The sequence below is a fragment of the Mesorhizobium sp. WSM4845 genome (assembly GCF_055811455.1).
The window spans coordinates 35,284-57,355 of sequence record NZ_JBVVQA010000013.1 but is presented as its reverse complement, the minus strand read 5'-3'; the positions used below and the strand labels follow the sequence as shown (position 1 = coordinate 57,355).

The following is a 22,072-nucleotide window of genomic DNA, read 5'->3' as shown; positions in this document are numbered from 1 at the left end:
AATCGTCCGCGTCGCATCGATGCGGGGTCGTTTAGACCCAGATTTCCCCTGGCATCGAGCAACATTCGAGGAGGTCGCGCAAAGGGCTGATGTATCGCGTATTCGAAAACTTCGTCGAGCAACTCTCTGCAAGCATCGATGCGGTCGACCTCCATGAGGCGATGGCGTCCGCCGCAGCCGGCTTCGACTTTCCGCTCTTCGCCTATTTCAGTTACCCGTCGGTCTCCGGCCAGACGCCGCGATTGATTTCAAATTATCCTTCATCCTGGACATCGCACTATCTGCAACTGCGCTACCACAGCCATGATCCGGTGATCCTGCGCGGGCTGCAAGGCTGGGATACTTTTGATTGGGGCGTGGATCGACCCCGCCAGTGTCTGCCGGCCTCGCAGCAAGAAATCCTGGAAGAAGCAGCTCACTTTGGCATTCGCGGCGGATTGACCATGTCCATGCATGACCATCGCGGCCGGTTTGCGGCGCTGACCTTCGCTTCCGACCAGTCCCGTCCGCCTCTCTTGCGGTCACTCACTCGCTACGAAAAAGCATTGCAGCTGGTCGCAATCAACTTTCATATACATGCCCGGCGCCAGCTCGCCGAAGATTGCGTGGTGGATGGCATAACGCTGACCCCGCGGGAGTTCGAATCCCTGAAATGGGCGGCGCGCGGTAAGTCCGCCTGGGATATCAGCCAGATCCTCGGCGTCTCGAAACGCACCGTGACCTTCCATCTGGAAAACGCCAAGGCAAAGCTTGGCGTGCGAACCATAAACCAGGGCATAGCACGGCTGACTGCTTCCCGTCAGTGGAGATCCTGACCTCCTTTTGTTGGAAAGCTGTAAAGGTCTACAGGCTGCATCAATGTCGGCTTTGCTCTTCGATGGCGGGAACACATCCTGCACGGAGGCGACAGATGATGCAGCTGATAACACCTGAACTCTACGGCGAGTTTCAAAACGAGCTCAACGAAATGCACGGGCTCAGGCATCGGGTCTTCAAGGAAAGGCTGGATTGGGAAGTTCAGACGGAAAGCGAGATGGAAACAGACGCATTTGACAGCCTAAACCCAGTCTATCTGCTTCTCAAGGGATCCGACTGGCGAATTTGCGGTTGCGTCCGTCTTTTACCGACTACCGGACCGACAATGTTGCGCGACACCTTTCCGACGCTGCTGGGTGAGACTGCGGCGCCCGCGAGTGCCCGCATTTGGGAGAGCAGTCGTTTCGCACTCGATCTCCCTCCGTCAGCGCCTAAGTCTGGCGGACTGGCGCAAGCAACCTACGAGCTCTTCGCCGGCATGATCGAATTCGGCTTGGCGAACAATCTCACTCGGATAGTGACAGTGACCGATACGCGCATGGAACGGATCCTGCGTCTCGCAACGTGGCCGTTGTCGCGCATCGGACAGCCGAAGCCGGTTGGTAACACGGAGGCGGTCGCCGGTTTTCTCGAGATTTCCCACGCTAGCCTCAAGCGCATCCGCTGGAGGGGACGTCTGAACGGACCTGTATTATGGCAACCGGTTCTCGGCCTGTCGGCGTAGCGCTTAACGATGCTCAGCCTGACCAATTCTCCTGTCCGCGGGCGCTCCGTACGGTTGATATGCTGGCCGGACGGCGTAGTGCGAAGCTTACGACTATTCCGGTCGATTCCCCCGCACGACCTGGGCCCAGGAAGTTTTTAGGTGCAATCCGCAATTCCGGCGTTACCACGCCAAATGGCGCGCCCCGCCGCAGACACCCGAGTTTTTGGACGCCGTAAAAGCCCGGATTTTTTTACGCCGCAAAAAAGCAGCAACTCCGGAATCGTTCACAGAGCAGCCAAGGCCTGCACCGCTGGACGATTGCTCCTCTCAGCGGTGCCTTCTGGTACCAAAAAAAGCCCCGGTGCTGGGTCGATGCGCCGGGGCTTTGGGCACGTACGAGCTACACCAACATGTCCGCTTATGAACGTGCGCTAATAAAGTGAACGAATGGTGAATCGCGCAATAGCTCGCCGAACGGGATTCGTATTCATGCTCCCATGTAAGAAGTGTGCTGGCGTGGTCAACGCTGCCGTAGGCCTAAGAGCGCACGCTCAAGGCTGGGGTGAAGCCCGCAGGATCAGTGAATCACATGATCAGTTTGCCGCCTGATTGTAAAGCACCAGCGCGTGAGGGCAACAGGTGGACCTGCATGCTACAGCATTCCCCTTTTCCTCAGCAGCAGCCTCGAACGCCGCGCTGACATCTTGTGGGGTCACCCGGTATTCAAAGCCGTCGACGCAGGCTTGGATCTTTCACTTGGGTCCCCTATTCGGCCACTTCATGAATTCCTCAGCGGCACCTTCGACGTGGTTGACCCCGGAGGATGTTTGGAAAGAGGGCAGATTCAAAGAGTTAGAGATCAGTACGCAACATTCAAATCTGCTCCAATGTTTTTCGATCTTTTTGTCCCACCACTTGGAGCACGATCCACCGGCGGCTACTAGTTGGCCGCACGAACACCGGAAGCCAACAAGCTCTGGTTGATACAGGAGAGATTGCATTGGAGGCCCGTCTCACTGTCGCGCCCCTTCGGGCGTTTTTTGTGCGGCAGGTAAGCGGCGACGAGTGTACACTAGCTTGCTGACAACAAGGCCGGCCAATGAACACCGCGCTCCTGCTGATGGCGCAGAATGGCGGCAAGGCCATTAACCCCGATCGACGATGTCCGTAGATCTCGACCAGTACATCGACCAGCGGACCGAAGCCGCACGAAAGGAAATGAGGAGTCTAATCGAGTAGCGAAGCTGAATCAGGCATCTGCCTCGGGCTCGCGTGGATGTGTCTGTCACGCGCCGTTCACGCGTGCGCCCTTTGAGCACTCGTGCATCCGGCGAAAATGCAGGCCCCCAAGCCGGTCAGTACAGTATGAGGTCAATGAATGTTCGTAAGCAGTTGAATCGAAACGCCTCGACATGGAAATCCGTCCCATCTGATGTGGGAGAGCAAGCCGACTTTCGGCTGTCAGATGCGCGCCAGAACCGGTCGCCCCGCCATTGTCTGCCCATAGTCGTGCGATTTACGACGATTGTGCCTGAGCCGGAATCAGGCCACTTTTCAGGGTTCCTAAATTCCGGCCACGGTTTCGCAGGCCGCCGGTGTGGGCGGCATTTGACGTGATTCTAAGGAGTGCACCTGCGCCCCTGTTAAACGGGCAGACGATGCCTTGACTCGCCGTGGCCAAAACCGGGTGCCGGAATTACTCTCAAACCAGCGCATCAGTAGCTTCAGCCCTGCGTGCCGACCACCTTGTTGCCGCGCACAATTACAGTCTTTCGACCGGGGGCGAAATCGTGCTGGCCCTGGCGTTCCATAACCACCAACGCCGCATCATCGGATTGACTGGGGTGTCGGACGCGGCCGGCCCCGACATCCGACCCGCGTCTCCCCTGGCCGAAGTATTTTACTTTCAGGCGGTCGAGGTCCGCTCCAACCCCGTCGACCTTGGGAAGCGACGCCGAGTCGATCGGAATCTCTTCGATCGCCGTCCAACCCTTCATGTTTTCTTCGGCAATTGTCTTGGGACTTTTCGCCATAACAGCCACCTTTCTAGCCTCACATTACCACCGCTTGGACTACCATCCCAGTCCCAAGCAAGTGAATTGCCTCAGTATTTTATACTCGATCGCCCATTCCGGGGCAGTAGTACGGCCGTGAGGCATGTCCCTTATATAGGCCTGCTTGGCTTGGAACAAAGCCTGCGCCGGCGCCGCGCCCGCAGCGAAGGCCGCCCAGAAATTGCGGTGAATGGGTTCCCCGAAGAAGTTCAGCTGACCGTCCAACGGTGAATAGTGGGCTCCGGTACAGCCTACATAGGCGAGCGCTCCCAGTTCCAGCAAACGCAAGGCCAGCGACGAAGCGGCCGTCCTCGGTGTGACCGTCCAATGATCGCTGGCCCGCGTCGCGATCTCCTGTACCGTCAGGGCGCCCCAGCAGCAGCCTGTGAGCACGGTGGCTCCATGGGCCTTGATGCTACCGGCAAGATTGGTGAGGTTCACCGCCTCGACCGCCCCCCCGTAGTCTTCGCCCCAAAAACGGGTCCCGTCGGTGTCGGACCCGTGTAGCATGAAATAAAGCTGCCGCGCATCGAAGTGTCCGGTGCGAACCTTTCCGAAGTCGTCGGGGCCGCTGACCAGAATTTGACCCTGTCCGCTTAGTCTACGGAAGACCTTGTCCGCGAACGGCCGCTCGGCATTCCGCGACGCGAACTTCACCGGTGTGGTACGGTTGTCTTCTGCCGCGAGGCAACCGAGCAGGAAGGCCGCGCTCGAACAGTCGGGGATCCGCGACACCGGCAATTCCCCGAGACCGTCTCCGTCGGCATCGCCATACCGCTGGTCGCTCCAGACGACGAAGCGGTCAGGATCGGACCTCGCCGAGACCCTGTCCCTCAGGTCCGAGGGCAGAACGTCATAAATCAGGGCGGGAACGACGTTGTAGTCGCCAAGTATTACAACACCCTTCACTCCCGTTGCGGCATCCTGGATCTTGGCAAAGGTAGCTTCCTCGCCCATGGCTTCTACAAGTGTGCCGCCGCCTTCCTCAATCATTGTCCTCGCGGCGGCGTAGCCTGTGTCGCCAATCTTGCGACGCAGGCGTTGCGGATCGGTGACGAACAACAGTCTGGGAAGGACACGGCGATTCGCCAGATAGCGATTCGACATATCGTCAGAGGGAGAAGCTGAACTGCCTGTATTTTGCTCGATGTCTATGGTGATGGTCACCCGCTTCAGCACTGCCGGGATCTTGGCCGTGATCTCCAAGTTTGTATCGACCGGAATCTGAGGCGCTGCTGTCCCGGAAGGCGGACTTCCGCCAAGAGAGGCCGGTGGCGGCCCGGCCGGCGTCGTAAGTGTCGAGACCGCCGTTGCGGGCTCAAGGACGAATTCGTCACGCGGCTTGGGCTGTGGATCGCTCAGTTCTCCCTCTGTTATGCTGATCCTTACCTGTCCACGGGAAACGTCCACCGTAAACTGACCGTTCTTATCGGTTCTGGCCCAGACAAGCGGACTGCTTGAATTGCGAAGCAGCCGCAGAACCTTCGGATTTGGATGCGCCGCCCCGTTTCGGCCGGTCGACATGCCGAAGAATCGAGTGTCGGGAAATCGGGACAGAACATGCTCTTCGAAAGCGTTGTACGAGGCATGGTGGGGCAGCTTAATGAAAGCATACGGCCCCGCCTCCGCCACGTGGTCCAACATAGCCGCCATTTCATCCTCAAGGCCTTCGATCTCGGCATCGGCAAACTGCATGTCGCCGGTGAGCAGGCAACGATTGGCACCTTTCCCGACGGATATGACAATACTCTGGTTGTTCTTAGCAGCGCCCGCGCCGGGTCTGTCGAGAAAGTCGAGGACCGCATCGGGAAGAATGACGTCCGTCGTCGGATTGCCTTCGGTAAGTGTCCGGTAGATGGCAACGTCGTCGAAATCGCCAGTGTGCAGGCTGGCAATTGCGTCGACAGCGTCATGATCGAATTGCGCGATGGTCTCCGCGCACAGAACAAGTTGTTCCGCTGACGGTCCGAGCACCTTCAGACCAATATTGCGGAACTGCCTCTCAAGATCAGAAATTTCCGTATCCTCGAGGCCACGGTAGCGAACGACCCTCGTGCCGCGCTGCTCCAATGTTTCGATCATCTCGATGTAGAGATCACGCTGCGAGGCAGCGTCGGATATGAACGCCTCTATGGTCGCATCGCTCGTTCCGGGAGCCAGAGGCTCTTCCTGAAGGCTGGCCAGGATACGAAACCGCAGGCGATCGGATGCATCGCTGCCGAGCGCGAGTCCGTAGCCGGCGAATTCATCGGCAACCAGAGCGACCTTGGGCGCGATGACCTCCCGCTCGACCATTTCCGGCAGGCACCCAATGTGATCGGAATGACAATGCGTCAGAATGAGCAGGGAAAGTTCGAGCGGCCCGTCCGGCTGGTCCATCAGCTCACGGAGCTGCACGGGGATGGAAGGGTGCCCGGAGGACCCAGTGAAGTCGCCCTTATGGGCGCCGTCAATGAGGATGGTCTTGTCGTCGCCCTGAACCAATATGCAATCGCCATACTGGCTTTGACCTACATCGAGAAAATGGATCTGCATTGCATCCCCCGGTTGATAAGCCTCGCCTTAGTATGATGCATTGGCGATCAACAATAAATCGCCTTCTGTTGGAGGGCGCTAGTTTTCTTGTAAATTACAAAACGAGACTTCAGCATTGTCTGCTGCATTTCCGAGCCGCCGCTTTCCATCCCGCACGAGCCGCATAGCGTTCGGAGCGCCGAAATTTGCACGAAGCCTTCGCGCGTCACCGCGGAAAGGCCAACGACCGAGGTAAGTAGCCACCAAAAGAGAAGCTACGAAGTCGGCACCGCTGACCTAACAGCAGATGCTTGAAATAGGGCCCGCAAGCCGGCCCCTATTTCACGCTCAAGCCGAATCCCCGTACCAGTCGCCTCGGCGGGATATTGACTAAGCCACTGCTCAGTGACCCGTGCGCTCCGTTTTTGACTGGACACCGCTCGCTACATGGCTGATGCGACGTACTGAGGTCCGCTTTTCAGAGTACGGCAGCCAGCGCATGAAGGGCTGAGTATGCTTTGGAATCCTCTGCGCGAGCCTGCGATCCTTCAGATATCCGCGACACCCAGGATCTGATGCCTCACCGTGAATTTGAGCGCGTGTTGAACGGGTACCAACTCAGTCTCCATCTCCTCCGGAATCGGTAGAAACACTTGATTCTTCAAAACGAGTGGGGCCTGCTGAAGCGTGATCTTCCCCGTGCGTTCCCGCTTCTCGTTTTCCTCCACGAGGCGTTCGAATTGAAGGTCGTAGTACACGACCGCCGAACCCTCGCTGTAGAAGAGATAGCCACCTCTATATCCTCCCCAGGAGAAGTCTGCGGAAGGCTTTCGCTCTAAGAATATCCTTCGATAGAGGACGTGGGCGTCGTTGGTCAACGCCAGATAGTATCGAGCAAGGCCGAGGGCCGGATCGACGTCCCTCGCATCCAGTATCTTCGCATCGACATCCGTTCCCAGCAGACTAACCTCCAGCTCCTGCCTGCGCTCATCGAGCGTCTTCCCCTCGGTTTCCCTGGCAATGTCATGGACCGCCGAAGGTACACGGATGACGTCCGAAGCTCCGACGGAGGTCGGCCTTGCGGAACCGAAGCTCCTGCGACCGAATACGGCAGCCACCTTCTCGGGCGGCATTTTGGTTAGCGCAGCAAGTTGGTGGATGCGTCCTACGTCCGCGGGATCAATTTCGAAATATTCGACGCTCGACTGTAGCCTTCTCAACAGCGAATCGAAATCGCGCTTCTTCAGATCCGGAAAACACGACTCCAGATGAGGAAAAACGGAATCGCGGATGAAGATGTCGAACACGGCATCGAAAGAATATGAGTCCCTCAATCCAATGAGTCGTTTTATCTGTTGATGCCGAAAGTCGACGAAGAGCACCTTCTCGCCGGCTCCCGAAGGCGAAGATGTGGCCCAGAGCATCGCTCCGTGAGTGAGTTCACCGGCCTTCACATGAAGGCTTCCGACGAGGTATTGCGCCCGCAATCGGTCCAGTAGCTGGAATTTGAAAGCCTCTTCATTAATGGGAAGAGCGGTGATCGTGCGGAGACAAGTGACTCTGTCTGAAAGCACCACGGCGTTGCAGAAGTTCTGGAGGTAGTTCATCTCCACTCGTTGACGCTGTCCATCTGTTGAAAGAAGTACCACCGTCTTTCCCTGATCGGAGAACGCCTGGACGATCGACTGATCGTGCCCATCGCGTGCGAAATAAACTTTGTCGCGTTCGCTCGACTTATAGCTGTCCAATCGCGTTCTTTGATTCAGACCATGGACTCGCACAGTTGTGGCACCCGCCAATTCCCATAATTTCATCTGCGAAAGATACTTGTAAAAGGATGAGAATCTTTCCGGCAGCCCCGGCGTCTGTGAGATGTGGTGAGCGAGGCCCCGCTCGACGGCGCGCACGAGGCATTGGACCAGTTGGCGGCTTTCGTCCGTTACCGCCTCGCGGCCCGCAGTCGGCCGGAGCACCGAGCTATTTATCATTCCTCCGAGGCCGAAGACCGTGGCGATGGGTACGTTGGCGAGCATGAATCCATGCTGGTAGGCAGAGATCACGTTGCGCGTAGTAGAGAAGATGGCCGCGACATCTGTCTCCTTTCCTTCCCAAAGTAGTTTTTGTACTTCGACTTCAGCCTGACCGTTCTGCAGAGCACGGATCCACACGCTGGCCTCTGCCAGTCCGTCGCTCACGGTCCACCTTTCTCCCTCGTCCCTCTCGACGATTGGAAACCGATCCTGTCCGAGCCTGCTGTCGCCGACGTATATCGGTACGTCAAGAAATCTTACGATGGGCTTGAGGTACTCAACAATCTGGCCAAGCGAGATTTCGTCTATCAGAGTGCCCGTCACTGTCGTACCCGGCGGCGCATCCGCCGGACCGGCCTCGTAGAAGACGCAATCGTCCTTAGCCGACAACGATGCTCTGTCCGCGAAGCTCAGGATCGAACAATCGTCGGAATGCGTGCGCGTCAACACCTCAAGACGCGAGCAGACGCCGAAGTTTGCCATCCCGCCGATGCCGAAAGTACCAACGACTCCGGCCGACTTCGCTTCTGCGGTGTGCTTTCCGCTCTTCCCGATGCTCCAGAAGAAGTTCGCAAGATCGTCCCGGGTCATACCGATGCCGGTGTCGGAGATAGACAGACGATTACCGGAAAGCGCAATCTGTATCGAGTGGTCGATTCGTCGCCTCGCCCCTCTCTCCCGGTAGCTTTGAAGTCTTATCGCGTCGAAGGCGTTCTGCACGTTTTCTCGAAGGAAAGCGAAGGGTGACGTGTAGATCTCCCGGGCAAGCAGTGGAAGGATTCTTTCAAGATCGACTTCAATGGGATGTGCTTTTGCGGCCATGCTCTACTTCTCGATCTTAATGATGTTGGAAAACCGACGGGAAAGCTCCCGCCGCAGCAGGATCGCTGCCGCATCGTCGAACTCCTCGGCGTGCCGTGACCACATCTCCCGGAAAGCGGCGTCCCGCCCGAGCCGACCGGAGGCGAACATCCCATGCTCAAGCTCCAGGCGTGTCAGATCGGCGCGGGAAACCGACTGCACGACGGCGAAAATTTCGGAAGATTGCTCGAGCTCCGCGAGGGCATCGAGATACCGTTCACGCACCTCAACGCCCTCGGCGACGTGGTCTTTCAGGAGATCGGCAACCGCTTGCGGTCCCTGTTCTTCGTAAAGCCGATCGGCTTCGCCGAGCAAAGGAGTACCTCTGTCCAGCAACGCTTCGGCGTCCGGAGACACTATTTGCGCGACGACTTCGTCGAAATCGCGCATCAGCGCCTCGGCCGCCTCCGAGACTATCGAGTGCCGGTATATCTCGACCGCGCTCGTAACCGCTTCGACGACGCGATCGAGTTCGAAACCTGGCTTCACCTCGGCCTCGACAGCCTCAATCAGCGACCGGAAGCGGGAGTCTGTCAGCCGCAGGCGGTTGATGTCCAATGGAACGACGTTGCCGGACAGTGTGATCATAGGGCCATGCGTATAGATGCCGAAGGCGACGCCCACCACCCAAGCGCCCCCAGGACAGCTCCGCATTGCGCCGATTAGGTCACGGACCGCGATACCGTGCTCCGCGACCTGATGGCTGGCAGCAAGGCCGGTGCATTCGAGGAAACCATCCCAGGATAATAGCGCCTGAAGGAGGGTCGTCGCATTTCGGACGCAATACCGGCGCCAACCGTTCTTGCTCGCCTTATCTAGCTTTTTCTTATTCTCGTCGCCGCGATCGGATATCCCTCGGACGACCAGATGCGGTACTGGATGCACCCGCGACGAAGCCGCGTTGGCGAATCCTGCGGCCTCCATGTCGATGGCGATGAACTTGCGATCGACCCGCTTGACCTCATCCGCGAACGCCTTCGATGCCACGACAACGTTACCGGATGCAATGTTGCCGCAGTGCAAGGTCGGAGGCGGCGAGCAGACCTCCGCTTTGTCCGGAATATTGATCCCGGCATAGTAGCTCGAAGCACCGGCTTGCCAGCCCTGGTAGGCCGATCGACCCGCGAATTCGAAATTCGCAAGCGTTTGCTTCATCCCAAAGTCCAGCGGCCAGTGTTGCCCCGAATGCCGCAATTCATAGCCGCCGCCAGCCGACTCCGCCCTCGAGTTGGCCAGATATTCGTTAACCTCAGTGGCGATAGCGACATCACCGATCGACAAGTCTTCGTCCAGCGCCCCCGCCGTGCCCAGCATTACCAGAAGCCCGACCTCGGCATGATCAAGCAGCTTCTGCGTTCCATGCTGCGCCTTTAGAAGACCCATACCACCAAGGAGATGCGCGACGGCGGTCACGGGGCCAAAATCCAGCACGTGAAAGAAGGTGCCGTCGGCTCTCACGGAGCGGATAATCGGAGCCAGTTCGAGCACGTACTCGAGCTCTTCCGCGAGGGGCACAATGATACCGATGTCGAAACGGGGCTTTGCGGGCATTCCTGGACGCTCGAAGGAATCGGCAGACTGATGATAGCCGCCCCGCTCGCCGGAAGATACGGCGCCAGCTCGATTTCTGGTCCCGCGGCTCACTGCATCTCGCGGCTGCGCAAAGCTGCCATATAGTATACGCGGCGACGTGCGCAGGTTCGGGTCGCCTCAAGCCAGTTCTCGTGGATCTTCACTGATTGCGCGATTTTCCTGCTCGATTAACTGCAGAAGCGCGGCGTAACCGCCAAGCAGGCGCACCGGCGGAATATTTTCGCGCAATCCCTGTAACGTGAAGGAGAAGGTAACTAATGAGCGCGGCTCGTGCGCGTGAGGTATATCCGAACGTGTGCAGCAGATCGTTGCGCTCTCCCCGGACACATCCGCGCGCCACAGAGCCTCGGTGGCCGGCCGCTCGGACGCGCAGGGTGGAGCCAAAAATCCACAGATGCATTCCGGTCATATGCTAGCTGCCAAGCATATGACCGGCATTTCGCAAGGCGCCTAGGAAGAGACCGGCATGGACGGTGACATCGATCTTGGCCTGCATTGACAGGGGCATGCTGGCCCAGTTCTCCAATGGCGAAATGAAATGTGAGAAAGTGCCATTGACCATGCAAGAGCGGGTAACAAGGCCTTGTCTGTTCAACGCGACCACGCCCGTCTGGTCGGCTCGATATCGGATGGCTGCGATCCGCTGGACCTCCGAGTCACCATCGACCCGCACGTCGAAAACCAGGACACCGTGGCTCCTCGTGGCTATCTCTGCGGCTTTTTCGTTGAAGCTTAGGGAGAGTGAGCGGACGCTTTCGACCGCCATCTGGAAAATCGCCAAATCCAGTTCATCCAACGCCATGTAGGCTATTGCGCGCAATATAGGGGTGATTGCAACGGCGGATTCGTGTTCCAGATCGAACTGATCCTGAAGCGGGGCGCGCGCACTGTCCTTGAATTTGGGCTTCTGCACTCCCGCCGTTAACGAACTCCGTTCCTTCCTCGTTATTCACCAATTTCGCGTGTGGCTTATGCAAGCATCCGTAACGCAGATTTGGATAGGTCAGCTTCTTTCCCAGCAATGCCTCGAGTCGCTTCGCATTTGTCCTTCTGAGCATATGCTTGGGTTTGGACATCCATGAAAGAGCCCGCTGTTGGCGCCCGGTGCGCCACGGCACGTCAGCGATCAGACTCCACCGGGTTCACAAAGTTGACTCGCTGGGGTAGAGGGAGCGCAGAGAAATCTCCGGTCGCAGCCTTACCCGGTCAAAACAAGGATACCACGATGAAGACTCTCGTCATCTGCTCCGGCGGATTGGACTCCGTTTCCCTTGCTCACAGCGTGGCAGCGGAGCACGAGCTCGCCGGCCTCCTGTCTTTCGATTACGGCCAACGGCACAGGAAAGAATTGGGCTTCGCCGCTCTCTGCGCGGAGCGACTGAACACTACGCACCAGATCATCAACATCCCCGAAATCGGCCGCGGCCTTTCCGGCTCAGCGCTCACCGATAATTTCGACGTGCCGGACGGCCACTACGCCGAAGACACGATGAAGATCACGGTAGTGCCGAACCGGAACGCCATCATGTTGGCAATTGCCTTCGGTCTCGCCACCGCGCACAAGGCCGAAGCGGTGGCGATGGCCGTCCATGGTGGGGACCATTTCATCTATCCAGATTGCCGTCCGGCCTTCATCGAAGCTTTCCAGATGATGCAAGACCGCGCGCTGGAAGGCTACGCAGAGATTCGCCTTTACACGCCTTACGTCAACCTCACGAAGGGCCACATCGTCCGGGATGGAGCAAGACACGGAACGCCATTTGCGGAGACCTGGTCGTGTTACAAGGGCGGCGAGCGTCACTGCGGACGGTGCGGGACCTGCGTGGAGCGGCGCGAGGCGTTTCATCTCGCGGGGCACGCTGATCCTACCGACTACCAAGACCCTGTCTTCTGGCTCGAGGCGCTGCGGAGGAGAAGCGCCTGATGTTCCGCATCACCAAGGAATTCCACTTCTCGGCCTCGCACCAGCTCACCTCTTTGCCGCCGGATCATCAGTGCGCGCGCCTGCACGGGCATAACTACATCGTCGAAGTGGAACTTTCGGCGAAGGATCTGGACGCGCACGGCTTCGTGCGCGACTATCACGATCTGGCGCCGCTCAAACGCTATATCGACGAGAGCCTCGACCATCGGCACCTCAACGAGGTGCTGGGACATGAGCAAGTCACGGCGGAATACTTGGCCAGACATTTCTATGAATGGTGCAAGGCACGTCTGCCGGAAACCGCGGCCGTGCGGGTGAGCGAAACCCCGAAAACCTGGGCGGAATACCGGCCGTGACGGACACGTGTCCCGCAATCCGTGTGAGCGAGATATTTGGGCCCACGATCCAGGGCGAGGGAGTGCTCATCGGTTTGCCTACAGTCTTCATCAGAACCGGCGGGTGTGACTACCGGTGCTCCTGGTGCGACAGCCTCCATGCGGTGGACAGTCAATTCCGCCACCAATGGGAGATGATGCCAATCGATGCGGTGTGGCAAAGCGTCGTTGGGCTTTCCGGTGGCCGGCCAGTGATGGTGTCGCTGTCAGGCGGTAATCCGGCCATTCAGCCCTTCGGTGCGCTGATCGAGCGAGGCCATGGTGAAGGTTACCGGTTTGCGCTGGAAACCCAGGGTTCGGTGGTCAGGGACTGGTTTGCGGATCTTGATGTGCTGGTTCTCAGCCCAAAGCCGCCGTCAAGCGAAATGAGGACCGATTGGGCTGCATTCCAGGCGTGCATAGAAGCGGCGCAGCAGAAGCCGCAAATCGTGCTCAAGCTCGTTGTTTTCGACGAGAATGACTACGCCTACGCCAAAGACGCCGCGGCGCGATTTCCGCACCTTCCGGTCTATCTGCAACCCGGCAATCACACGCCACCGCGCCCTGGCAATGAAGACGCACCTGTCGACCTGGACGGAATAATAAAACGCATGGAGTGGCTTGTGGAAAAGGTGACACACGACAGGTGGTTCGAAGCACGCGTGTTACCGCAGTTGCACGTTTTGCTCTGGGGAAACAGGAGAGGCGTCTAGTCGCGCCTGTGCGGGAAATGCGCCGCCATTTGGCGGCGCTGCCGGGTACTTCCTGAGGTGCTCGATGCAGAGATGGTGCTGGGCGCTCGAAAGTGAGCGCGCACCGGAGCGGCTAGCTACCGCTCCGCTGTATTGTGGCCGCAACCTTTGGCAGCCATCTATCCATGGCGTGGATGGGCTTCATCGAAACAAACGATTTTCTCAACCTTCCGGAATCTCGCATTGACCTCAGCGCCGGCACGCATCGACCATCCGCTGTCTCTGTCGCGTGAAAAGGGACCCGAAAGGGGAAAATCTTTGCATGAGCTCAGACGTGCGCTGGAAATTGTCCTGGGAATGAGTTGCAGCAGGCCGACGATTTCGAATTGTCCGACCTCTCTTTGTTAGCGGAGTCTTTCCCCTCTCAGAACCGTTGAACGGCGGGCGCCACCTAGTCCTAACTCATTCAGGCCAGTCCGCACCTGCCTCTTCCCGCAAAGAAATTCGACAGCCCATCTTTGCGCCCGTCATTGCCGTCGCTGGTCGGCAAAGCTTCCGGACTGACCGGGGCTGACGCCGGAACTCCTCTTTCACTCGCAGCCGCGAACACTGCAAACCACCAGTCGTCTCAGAGTCGTTTGCCGCGTTAATTTGTCAACGCGGATAAGACTGGAAGCAATCCAAACTACACAGACATAAGTAGGCAAGCAATGTTGTACGTATGACGTTCGGAATGGTAATGGGATACTTTACAAAGCGCGACACCAATCAAATTATATACCGCAGCTGGGAGGAGTCGGAACAGTCAAGCGCCAAGATGAGAATTTTGGCGCTTAAGCTTGATCGTGTCGGGGACTTTTGGATGTCTCTAGCGCCCCTGATGGACCTGCGTCAGCGCTTTGCGCAAGCCCACATTACGCTGGTGGTCGGAAGCTGGAACATCGACACTGCAAAACAGTTCAACCTCGCCGACGATTACGTTGCTTTTGACTTCTTTCCTCGCAACCCGAAGGTCGATACCCGCAAGAAAGCGGCCGACATACGGCCGCTGCTGACCGGCGAGTTTGATCTTGCCATTGATATGCGTGTCCCGGATGAGACAAGGCCCATTTTGCTCGAAGTCCCCGCCAGGCATCGTGCGGCGATAGTTGATCCTTACGGAATGCATCAGATCGATATTGCGATAGCGCCATTCGATCTGAAATTGCGCAGAACCATCTTCTACAAGCTGGCCCAAAAAATAGGGATCGCCGACAAACTCCCTCGCACATGGCTTGATTGGTTCGTTGACCGTAAGCAGGTACGTCTCCAGCATGTGTCGGAAATCCTCCTCTTTCTGGTCGCAAAGGCAGCGGCCTGTTTCGACGCAGAAAGTGAAGCGGGCCGCCGACAAAGTTCGACAGAAGGCAAGTCCCCGATCGTCGTGGCTCCGTTTTCGAATTCCAGCCTGCGCGATTGGCCGATCGAAAACTTTGGCAAACTTGTCGCTGCTCTTTCTACCCGTCGTGAGGTGATCCTCGTCGGCCGTGGCGAAAGCCGGGAAGCGCTTGAGGAGGTCGCGATGACAGCCCGCGACCGTGGAGCCGCGGAGATTCGAACGGCTGTCGACTTGTCAGAATTGGAATTCAATCATCTCATGAATTCGGCCGCGCTCGTGGTGTCGAACAATTCAGGCACTGGGCATGTCGCTGCCCAGCTTGGCCGCCCTACTGTTGGAATTTTCACCGCGTCACATCTACCGGAAATTTGGGGATTTCGTGGTCCCCTGGTCAGCATGCTTATGAGCGTTATTGAATGTCGCGGATGTGGTCTGGACAAAGTGCGGCGCTGTCCGGTCAAAGTCCGCTGCAAGTTCGACATCACGCCCGATCTGGTGATTGCCGAGGTAGACGCCTTGATGAATTATTGTAAGGGGCGGGACAAACTTATTGTGGCTCGCGGGCGGTGCGGCCAGAACGACGATCGCGCGCGAAGAGGCAGCTCAGGGCCCATGCCGTAACCCGGCCGGTCGATTACTCCATCTGTGGAGCGCCAGACTATACGGATCGCGGTAGCGATCCCCTGTCGACAGCGGTGTTTGATATCCGACAAGCTCAGCCGACTGGGCGATGGCTTGGACATAGGCATAGCCAGATGTCGACCATCTAGATCCCGATCGCAGCCACCAAGGCAAACAGGTTGCCTCGACGACCTTTCGGCCGCTGCCATGCCGCATGTCCGCCGACGGTCTGCCCTTGTTTTTAAGAGAGCACGCGCCTGTGGCGAATGCGGCACTGCGTGAGAGGTCCTGCGCGTTATCGCTCCGCCGCTGCTTGGCACGGCACTTGCGCCCGAGATGGCAGCAGCGTTCGACCGGAGCGCCGCCAGTGAGAGGCCTTGAAGCAGGAAGAGCCCGACCCGATCCGGCAGGGAGAGAAACGGTGTTAGCTCCACAAGTCCACAGCGCGAACGCCGGGCCTCGTAAGCCCCATATCGCGCGGCTTTACGTTCAGGTGCTTGCCGCCGTCGCCCTTGGCGTCGCTGTTGGCTTTTTCTATCCGGCGACCGGAGAGGCTCTGAAGCCGCTCGGCGATGCTTTCATCAGGCTCGTGAAGATCATCATCGCGCCTGTCACCTTCCTGACAATTGCGACCGGCATCGGCGGCATGAACGATCTCAAGAAGGTCGGCCGGGTCGCCGGCAAGGCAATGATCTATTTCCTCACCTTCTCGAGCCTCGCATTGATTGTTGGTCTCATTGTCGCAAATGTCGTTCAGCCGGGTGCCGGCCTGAACATCGATCCGGCGTCGCTCGATGCCCAGGCCGTGAAGGGCTATGCCGCCAAGGTCCACGAGCAGTCGGTGACCGGCTTCCTGATGAACATCATTCCCTCGACGATCGTTAGTGCCTTCGCCGAAGGCGACATCATGCAGGTCCTGTTCTTCTCGGTGCTGTTCGGCATCGCTCTGGCGATGGTCGGCGACACGGGCAAGCCTGTGCTTTCTTTGCTTCAGGCGCTCCTCGCGCCGGTGTTCAAGCTGGTCGGCATTCTGATGAGGGCCGCGCCCGTCGAAGGGTCGAGCGCCAGGCGTTCGGTCGTGAGCCTCGGCATCCCGGCCGGATATTCATTCAATCTGCACGGCACCAATATCTACATGACGCTGGCCCCCCTCTTCGTCGCCCAGGCGACGAACACGGATCTGTCGATCGGCTGTCGGATCCTGCTGCTGTTCGTCGCCTTGCTCTCTTCGAAGGGAACAACTCGCATTACCGGTGCGGGCCTCCTCACGTTGGCTGCAGCGCTCTTTGTCGTTCCGACCGCCCCAGCTGCCGGCGCGACGCTTATTCTTGGCGTTGACCACTTTGTGTCGGAGTGCCGTGTGCTGACCATTTTTCTCGGCAACGCAGTGGGAAGGCTCGTGTTGCCCGGAGCAGGGGGAGCCGGATGATGGACGATTGGCAAAGGCTCTCACGAGCGGGTCCTTCGGCGCTCGGGCGTTGAAGGGCAGATCGCCCGGCGTGATGACCGGTGGTCTCGGCTGGCAACTCGCGAACGCCGCTCAGCTATTGCAGTCAGCCCGTTGGAGCGAAGCCGTCATTAATCAACCTCCAGATGGCGCCGGCATCGACATTGTGAGCCCCCCGCGACTGCCGATACTGCGGGAACTGCCGGGCAAGCGATCCAAAGCGACGACCAACTTTCACGCCAAAAGGCCAGCCGTTGCCGCCCCGCTAACGGCTGATTGGAGCCCGACCCATGTCCAAGCAAAACGCCGGCCTTGTTGCCGTAATCGGTTTCTTAGTCCTCGCCCTGTCCGTGCTGGGAACGCTAAAGCGACAGCCAGATAGGTTGACGACCTGCAACGGCTCGGAGATTAACGCCTTGCTCGCGGCGGACTTGAGGATACTCATTCCGCAGCATCGCGACGCACTCCTCAACGACCTCGCCTCGCCAATCGCCGGCAATCCGCAGGGTGGCGTCCCCCTGGTCTCATTCCTCGACTACAACTGCCCGCCGTGCAAGGAAATGGACCTCATTCTCCAGCAAGCCCTCAAGCATGATCCCAATCTGAGGATTGTGCGTAAACAGCTCCCGGTCCTGGGACCTGCTTCCGAATTCGCCGCGCGTGCGGCGCTCGCCTCCCACAAACAGCGAAAATATGAGGCGTTTAATCGCGCCCTTTTTGCTTTTCCCGGCTTGGTGAACCAAAGAACCACCCTAGTCATTGCGGCACGTGTCGGCCTCGATGTTGAGCAGCTCAAGCGGGATATGGAAGGCCCGGCCATCACCGAAGCCATCGCACGCGATCGCGCGCTCGCGAACGAGCTGTACATCACCGGCACGCCGGCGTTGGTGGTCGGCGACGAAGTGATAGCCGGGGTGGTAGAGACGGCCGGGCTGCGAAGCTGCATCGCCGATGTGCGCGCAAACGCCAAGGTTCAGTCTTCCACAGCTGCAAAATCGGCATTTTGACCGCATCAACTGCTCTCGGGACCAGAGTCCTGAGCGCCCGCGCGCCTGAAGGCGCGCGCCGGGTGCTCGTGCACCGAGCCCGCTTTTCTTCGACAGGCTCAGGCGGTCTCGGCCATCCGGCTTCGCCCCCTGACGCGGGCAGCCTGTCGGCTGCTGACGGTCGCCGGCCTTCGGCCGTCGCGGTTTTTCTTGGTGGCCTTCCCCGGTGGCGCGCGGTGGGCGGCACTCCCTTCTAGGCCAGCCGCGGCATCCCGCAACCCTCCGCTTGCCGCTCCGGGTCCTCCTCTTCGTTCCGGTCCTTCGGATGCGGTCTGCCTTCTACGGCGGGCCTTTCCGGTCGCTTTTGCCGCCCACCCCGCTTCCGGGGGAGGGCGCAATTGGCGAACGGAGGACCAGACAATGCGTGCAAACAACAAGCATTCCGCCAGCGGAGAGGCTGGCGCGGGCAAGGGCGGGCGCTCAGGCGCCAGCCTCTACCAGGAGATCACAGACCGCATCGTTGCCGAACTGGAGCGCGGCACCGTGCCATGGGTCAAGCCCTGGGGCAGGGCAAAGGCAGCCCTTGGCCTGCCCAGGAATGCAGCCACCCAGCGCCGCTATTCCGGCATCAATATCCTGATCCTGTGGGGCGCCGTCATCGAGCGCCCATACCCCAGCCAGAACTGGCTCACCTTCCGGCAGGCGCTTGCCCTTGGCGGCAATGTCAGGAAGGGCGAGCGCGGCACGACCATCGTTCACGCTGACCGCTTTATTCCCAAGGACGAAAAGGAACGCGCCAAGGCCGATGGCGACGAACCGCAGGCCGTGCCTTTTTTGAAGCGCTTTACCGTCTTCAATGTCGCGCAGTGCGATAATCTGCCCGACCATCTCCATACCGCCGCCGAGCCGCTGCCGGCACGCGAAATCGTCCCGCAGGCCGAGCAACTTATTCGCAGAAGCGGTGCGGATTTCCGTATCGGTGGCGATCGCGCTTTCTACATGCCCGGCAGCGACACCATCCAGGTGCCGCCCCAGCCGGCTTTCTTCCACCAGATCGACTACTACCGGACCTGCTTTCATGAGCTTGGCCACTGGACCGGCCACCCGACGCGACTCGCTCGCGACCTGTCAGGCTCATTCGGCTCCAGAACCTATGCGCGCGAGGAATTGGTCGCCGAGATGGCCGCAGCCTTCATCTGCAGCAGTCTCGGTATCGAGCCGACCGTGCGCCATTCCGATTACATCGGCTCATGGCTGACGGTTCTGCGCGAGGACAATCGCGCCATTTTCCGCGCCGCCAGCCATGCCTCGAAAGCCGCCGATTTCCTGATTGGCCTCAATGCCGACGTCGAAAGCGAGGCGCATGCCGAGATCGAAGGTGAGGCGAATGCCGAGATTCGCCGCGTGAGCACGCTCCATCGCCATGCGCGACCGCCTTGCGCTTCTGAGGGCGCGCCGATGCGCGCCCGCGCGCGGCGCACCAGCCGCTCGTATCCGCCTGTTTCAAAAAGCCGCACTCAATCAGCCCGAACCGTCTTGAAGGAATTCCGCAATGATCCTGATCACCGATGAACTGCGCGCCCGGCTCCTCGCCAACGGCGCTGCCGACACCGAAACCGACCACGCACCGGTCGTGAAACTGTTCGATCCGGCCGGTCCTGCGATCTGGCTCCTGACCGAACTCGATGTAGACGGCGACACGCTGTTCGGCCTCTGCGACCTCGGCTTCGGCTTCCCTGAACTCGGCAGCGTCAGCCTTGCCGAACTCGAATCCATCAAGGGTCCGCTCGGACTGGGCATCGAGCGCGACCTTTATTTCATAGCGCGTTTTCCGCTGTCCGTTTATGCGGAGGCCGCGCGCAGCGCCGGCCAGATCACCGAAGCCGAGCGGCTTCTGCGGCAGGCAGCGGAAGCACTCACCAAATCCCATTCCGAGCTTCCGCCAGACGCGGCGGAGCCAGAGCGCCGCTAGGCGCAAACCCGTCCCCACCGCATTGGCCTTCGGTCTCCCCGGCGGGGACAATCGCACCCCAAACGAAGGAGAAAGACATGAAGCTTGCCCATATTCCGCTCGACCGACTGAATATTTCCGGCCTCAACATGCGCCACGGAAAACGCGCGCCCGACCTGTCCGACATTCTGCCGTCCGTCCGCGCGCGCGGCGTCCTCGTGCCGCTTCTGGTGCGGCCCAACGGCTCGCCGGAAAGCTTCGAGATCGTCGCCGGATGGCGCGCTATTTCGCCGCGAAATCGCTCGCCGACGGGCGAGGTAAAGCCGATCCCTTGCCCTGCGCCATCATGGAGGCTGGCGAGGACGCCGATGCCCTCGAAGCCTCGTTGATCGAGAACGTCGCCCGCCTCGACTCCGACGAAGTGTCGCAATGGGAGACATTCTCACGGCTGATCAGAGAGGCGTGCGCTTGCGGCTGCTCGACCATCCGAGCGCAGCACTTCGCTTGATGGTGGCGCATGCGACAGCTGGTTCCGGCCTGTGGCAGGTTCGCCGCGAACCGTAGCGCGCTTGCAGCGAGATCGTGGCCGCAAGCCTCGCCGGAAGCAGGGCGGAAGCCGCGTTCGCCGAAAAACGGCGCGAGGTCTTGGCGCTGCTTGGGCAACCGGATGAGGATGGCACAATCGCTGGCGGCAATGGCGACGATTTCGGCACGGCAAGCATCTTCGCGCGGCTCCTGGCGCTCCGCGACGATCATGTCGTGCGCGTTCTCAGCATCGTCATGGACGAGACACTTGAAGCCGGCAGCGCCGTCATCGAGGCGCTCGGCAAGCATCTGAATGTCGACATCGGCGCTTGCTGGCAACCGGACGACGCCTTCTTCGACCTGTTGCGCGACAAGGAAATTGCCAATTCCATGCTTGCCGAAGTCAGCGGCAAACATGTCGCGGACGGCAATGTCGCCGAAAAGGTGAAGACGCAAAAGAAGATCATCCGCGACTTTCTTTCGGGCGATAACGCCGCAGACAAGTCGAGACCTGGCTGCCGTGCTGGATGAAATTCCGGTCGAAAGCTACACTGATCGAGGCGGCTTCCGCACCGCCGATCAATGGGCACGGGTCAGGTCGCCGTTCGTCTGCGAATAGCCTGTCACGGCCGGCCGCGGCTTCTCGGCAACCGCCCTTCGGCACTGTACCCCGGTCGCAGTAGCTGCATGTTCGAGCTTCCTTTGCCCCGCATCGCGCACCAAAATCCAGGCCGGCAAACTCCTGATCCCCATGGATCGGTCCGCCCGCCCGATGCCTGATCTGCGCCCAACCTGCGGTCACGATCTCGATCGGCGTGGGCACCTGATCAGCCGCAGGCCTTGTAAATTCCCGCCCCTCCTGCCTGGCTGTAGCGACCGCGTTTCCCACGATCTCCTGCTCTCTTCAAGGACCATTCCCCTGCGGCTGGCTTGTGACCTATGGGCGGATCCGGCCGCCCGAAACCCTCGCCGATCAGCTTTTTTCCCCGCCGCCTGCGGCGGCTTCCTCGCGCCGCTTCGCTTCAAAAAAGCTGCCCGCTCGGGTCCTCCGCTATCGCTTCGGCCCTGTCGGGTTCAGGCGGTCCGGACGCGCCCATTACGGTCCGCCATCGCAGGGGATGGTCCCCGGCGACAGCAAAAGGAGACTTCGAAATGACCGCGATCGGTTACGTCAACAAGCAGGAAAACGGCGGCTACAAGGGCCAGCTCAAGACGCTCAGCGTCCGCGCCGACATCGACATCGTCCCCAACCAGGCCAAGAGCGCCGACAACCATCCCGACTTCCGGGTGCTGACGCAAGGGGTCGAAGTTGGCGCCGGCTGGATCCGCACCGGCGAAACCTCCGGCAAGGACTATGTGAGCCTGTCGATTGCGGCGCCGGAGTTCGGACCGCGCAAGCTCTACGCCAATCTCGGCCGCGCCGCCGGCCAGGACGATGACGACACCTACGCCATCATCTGGAACCCGGCCGACTGATCGGCCGACCCGAGCCTCGCGCCCCATCCGGCGCGGGGCTCATTCCCAGGCGCTCCAGCCAAACCTGCCCGCCCGAAAAAGGCGGCGAAAACTCTCCCCGGACTCTTCGCCCGTCCCGGAGGCG

General features: G+C 59.6%; 16 protein-coding genes and 2 pseudogenes. 13 read left to right on the top strand and 5 right to left on the bottom strand.

Features of this window, described 5'->3' with window-relative positions; translation table 11 throughout:
• Nucleotides 1-89 precede the first annotated feature (89 nt).
• Together AC0L2C_RS16580 and AC0L2C_RS16575 are read left to right on the top strand one after the other, a co-directional pair.
• A complete protein-coding gene (locus AC0L2C_RS16580; RefSeq protein ID WP_473523876.1) occupies nucleotides 90-815 on the top strand; it encodes a LuxR family transcriptional regulator in 726 nt (241 codons plus the stop codon).
• A gap of 95 nt (nucleotides 816-910) precedes the next feature.
• Nucleotides 911-1,540, top strand: a complete 630-nt coding sequence (locus AC0L2C_RS16575; protein ID WP_473523875.1) for an acyl-homoserine-lactone synthase — start codon at nucleotides 911-913, stop codon at nucleotides 1,538-1,540.
• A gap of 1,706 nt (nucleotides 1,541-3,246) precedes the next feature.
• Here AC0L2C_RS16575 and AC0L2C_RS16570 read toward each other — a convergent pair.
• The 5 genes from AC0L2C_RS16570 to AC0L2C_RS16550 form a co-directional block, all read right to left on the bottom strand.
• Entirely contained in the window at nucleotides 3,247-3,555 is a 309-nt protein-coding gene (locus tag AC0L2C_RS16570; protein ID WP_473523874.1) for a hypothetical protein, read from the bottom strand.
• Between the two features lie 39 nt (nucleotides 3,556-3,594).
• Entirely contained in the window at nucleotides 3,595-6,111 is a 2,517-nt protein-coding gene (locus AC0L2C_RS16565) for an MBL fold metallo-hydrolase (RefSeq protein WP_473523873.1), read from the bottom strand.
• A gap of 527 nt (nucleotides 6,112-6,638) precedes the next feature.
• Nucleotides 6,639-8,942: an ATP-binding protein gene (locus AC0L2C_RS16560; protein ID WP_473523872.1), complete on the bottom strand. Its 2,304-nt coding sequence runs from the start codon at nucleotides 8,940-8,942 to the stop codon at nucleotides 6,639-6,641.
• A 3-nt stretch (nucleotides 8,943-8,945) separates the two neighbouring features.
• A complete protein-coding gene (locus AC0L2C_RS16555; RefSeq protein ID WP_473523871.1) occupies nucleotides 8,946-10,532 on the bottom strand; it encodes a 5'-methylthioadenosine/S-adenosylhomocysteine nucleosidase family protein in 1,587 nt (528 codons plus the stop codon).
• Between the two features lie 454 nt (nucleotides 10,533-10,986).
• The gene (locus tag AC0L2C_RS16550) at nucleotides 10,987-11,376 is read right to left on the bottom strand and encodes a hypothetical protein (RefSeq protein WP_473523934.1); all 390 of its coding nucleotides are present in this window, start codon (nucleotides 11,374-11,376) and stop codon (nucleotides 10,987-10,989) included.
• A gap of 423 nt (nucleotides 11,377-11,799) precedes the next feature.
• Here AC0L2C_RS16550 and queC point away from each other — a divergent pair, with 423 nt between their 5' ends.
• From queC to AC0L2C_RS16495, 11 genes and pseudogenes are all read left to right on the top strand, one after another.
• A complete protein-coding gene (gene queC, locus AC0L2C_RS16545) occupies nucleotides 11,800-12,498 on the top strand; it encodes a 7-cyano-7-deazaguanine synthase QueC (protein ID WP_473523870.1) in 699 nt (232 codons plus the stop codon).
• Nucleotides 12,498-12,854 (top strand): 6-carboxytetrahydropterin synthase QueD, encoded by a 357-nt coding sequence (queD, locus tag AC0L2C_RS16540; RefSeq protein ID WP_065010611.1) that lies wholly within the window; start codon nucleotides 12,498-12,500, stop codon nucleotides 12,852-12,854. The genes queC and queD overlap by 1 nt, the downstream gene beginning before the upstream one ends.
• Nucleotides 12,851-13,585, top strand: coding sequence for a 7-carboxy-7-deazaguanine synthase QueE (queE, locus tag AC0L2C_RS16535; protein ID WP_473523869.1), 735 nt, complete (start codon nucleotides 12,851-12,853; stop codon nucleotides 13,583-13,585). The genes queD and queE overlap by 4 nt, the downstream gene beginning before the upstream one ends.
• Before the next feature lie 718 nt (nucleotides 13,586-14,303).
• Entirely contained in the window at nucleotides 14,304-15,563 is a 1,260-nt protein-coding gene (locus AC0L2C_RS16530; protein WP_473523868.1) for a glycosyltransferase family 9 protein, read from the top strand.
• 421 nt (nucleotides 15,564-15,984) lie between these two features.
• Nucleotides 15,985-16,968: pseudogene (locus AC0L2C_RS16525) on the top strand (cation:dicarboxylate symporter family transporter); the annotation flags it as partial.
• 332 nt (nucleotides 16,969-17,300) lie between these two features.
• A complete protein-coding gene (locus AC0L2C_RS16520; RefSeq protein WP_473523867.1) occupies nucleotides 17,301-18,017 on the top strand; it encodes a DsbA family protein in 717 nt (238 codons plus the stop codon).
• 399 nt (nucleotides 18,018-18,416) lie between these two features.
• Nucleotides 18,417-19,370: pseudogene (locus AC0L2C_RS16515) on the top strand (ArdC family protein); the annotation flags it as partial.
• A 178-nt stretch (nucleotides 19,371-19,548) separates the two neighbouring features.
• Nucleotides 19,549-19,968, top strand: a complete 420-nt coding sequence (locus AC0L2C_RS16510; RefSeq protein ID WP_473523866.1) for a DUF2958 domain-containing protein — start codon at nucleotides 19,549-19,551, stop codon at nucleotides 19,966-19,968.
• Between the two features lie 77 nt (nucleotides 19,969-20,045).
• Nucleotides 20,046-20,336 carry a ParB/RepB/Spo0J family partition protein gene (locus tag AC0L2C_RS16505; protein ID WP_473523865.1) on the top strand — a complete coding sequence of 97 codons (291 nt, stop codon included), beginning with the start codon at nucleotides 20,046-20,048 and terminating at the stop codon, nucleotides 20,334-20,336.
• A 193-nt stretch (nucleotides 20,337-20,529) separates the two neighbouring features.
• A complete protein-coding gene (locus AC0L2C_RS16500) occupies nucleotides 20,530-21,003 on the top strand; it encodes a hypothetical protein (RefSeq protein WP_473523864.1) in 474 nt (157 codons plus the stop codon).
• A 621-nt stretch (nucleotides 21,004-21,624) separates the two neighbouring features.
• The gene (locus AC0L2C_RS16495) at nucleotides 21,625-21,948 is read left to right on the top strand and encodes a DUF736 domain-containing protein (protein WP_065010508.1); all 324 of its coding nucleotides are present in this window, start codon (nucleotides 21,625-21,627) and stop codon (nucleotides 21,946-21,948) included.
• Nucleotides 21,949-22,072: the final 124 nt, after the last annotated feature.

Bases quoted from the DNA above. Each gene is read 5' to 3' on its own strand.
- AC0L2C_RS16580 (WP_473523876.1), top strand. From the start codon at position 90: ATGTATCGCGTATTCGAAAACTTCGTCGAGCAACTCTCTGCAAGCATC.
- AC0L2C_RS16575 (WP_473523875.1), top strand. From the start codon at position 911: ATGATGCAGCTGATAACACCTGAACTCTACGGCGAGTTTCAAAACGAG.
- AC0L2C_RS16570 (WP_473523874.1), bottom strand. From the start codon at position 3,555: ATGGCGAAAAGTCCCAAGACAATTGCCGAAGAAAACATGAAGGGTTGG.
- AC0L2C_RS16565 (WP_473523873.1), bottom strand. From the start codon at position 6,111: ATGCAGATCCATTTTCTCGATGTAGGTCAAAGCCAGTATGGCGATTGC.
- AC0L2C_RS16560 (WP_473523872.1), bottom strand. From the start codon at position 8,942: ATGGCCGCAAAAGCACATCCCATTGAAGTCGATCTTGAAAGAATCCTT.
- AC0L2C_RS16555 (WP_473523871.1), bottom strand. From the start codon at position 10,532: ATGCCCGCAAAGCCCCGTTTCGACATCGGTATCATTGTGCCCCTCGCG.
- AC0L2C_RS16550 (WP_473523934.1), bottom strand. From the start codon at position 11,376: ATGGCGTTGGATGAACTGGATTTGGCGATTTTCCAGATGGCGGTCGAA.
- queC (WP_473523870.1), top strand. From the start codon at position 11,800: ATGAAGACTCTCGTCATCTGCTCCGGCGGATTGGACTCCGTTTCCCTT.
- queD (WP_065010611.1), top strand. From the start codon at position 12,498: ATGTTCCGCATCACCAAGGAATTCCACTTCTCGGCCTCGCACCAGCTC.
- AC0L2C_RS16530 (WP_473523868.1), top strand. From the start codon at position 14,304: ATGGGATACTTTACAAAGCGCGACACCAATCAAATTATATACCGCAGC.
- AC0L2C_RS16520 (WP_473523867.1), top strand. From the start codon at position 17,301: ATGTCCAAGCAAAACGCCGGCCTTGTTGCCGTAATCGGTTTCTTAGTC.
- AC0L2C_RS16510 (WP_473523866.1), top strand. From the start codon at position 19,549: ATGATCCTGATCACCGATGAACTGCGCGCCCGGCTCCTCGCCAACGGC.
- AC0L2C_RS16505 (WP_473523865.1), top strand. From the start codon at position 20,046: ATGAAGCTTGCCCATATTCCGCTCGACCGACTGAATATTTCCGGCCTC.
- AC0L2C_RS16495 (WP_065010508.1), top strand. From the start codon at position 21,625: ATGACCGCGATCGGTTACGTCAACAAGCAGGAAAACGGCGGCTACAAG.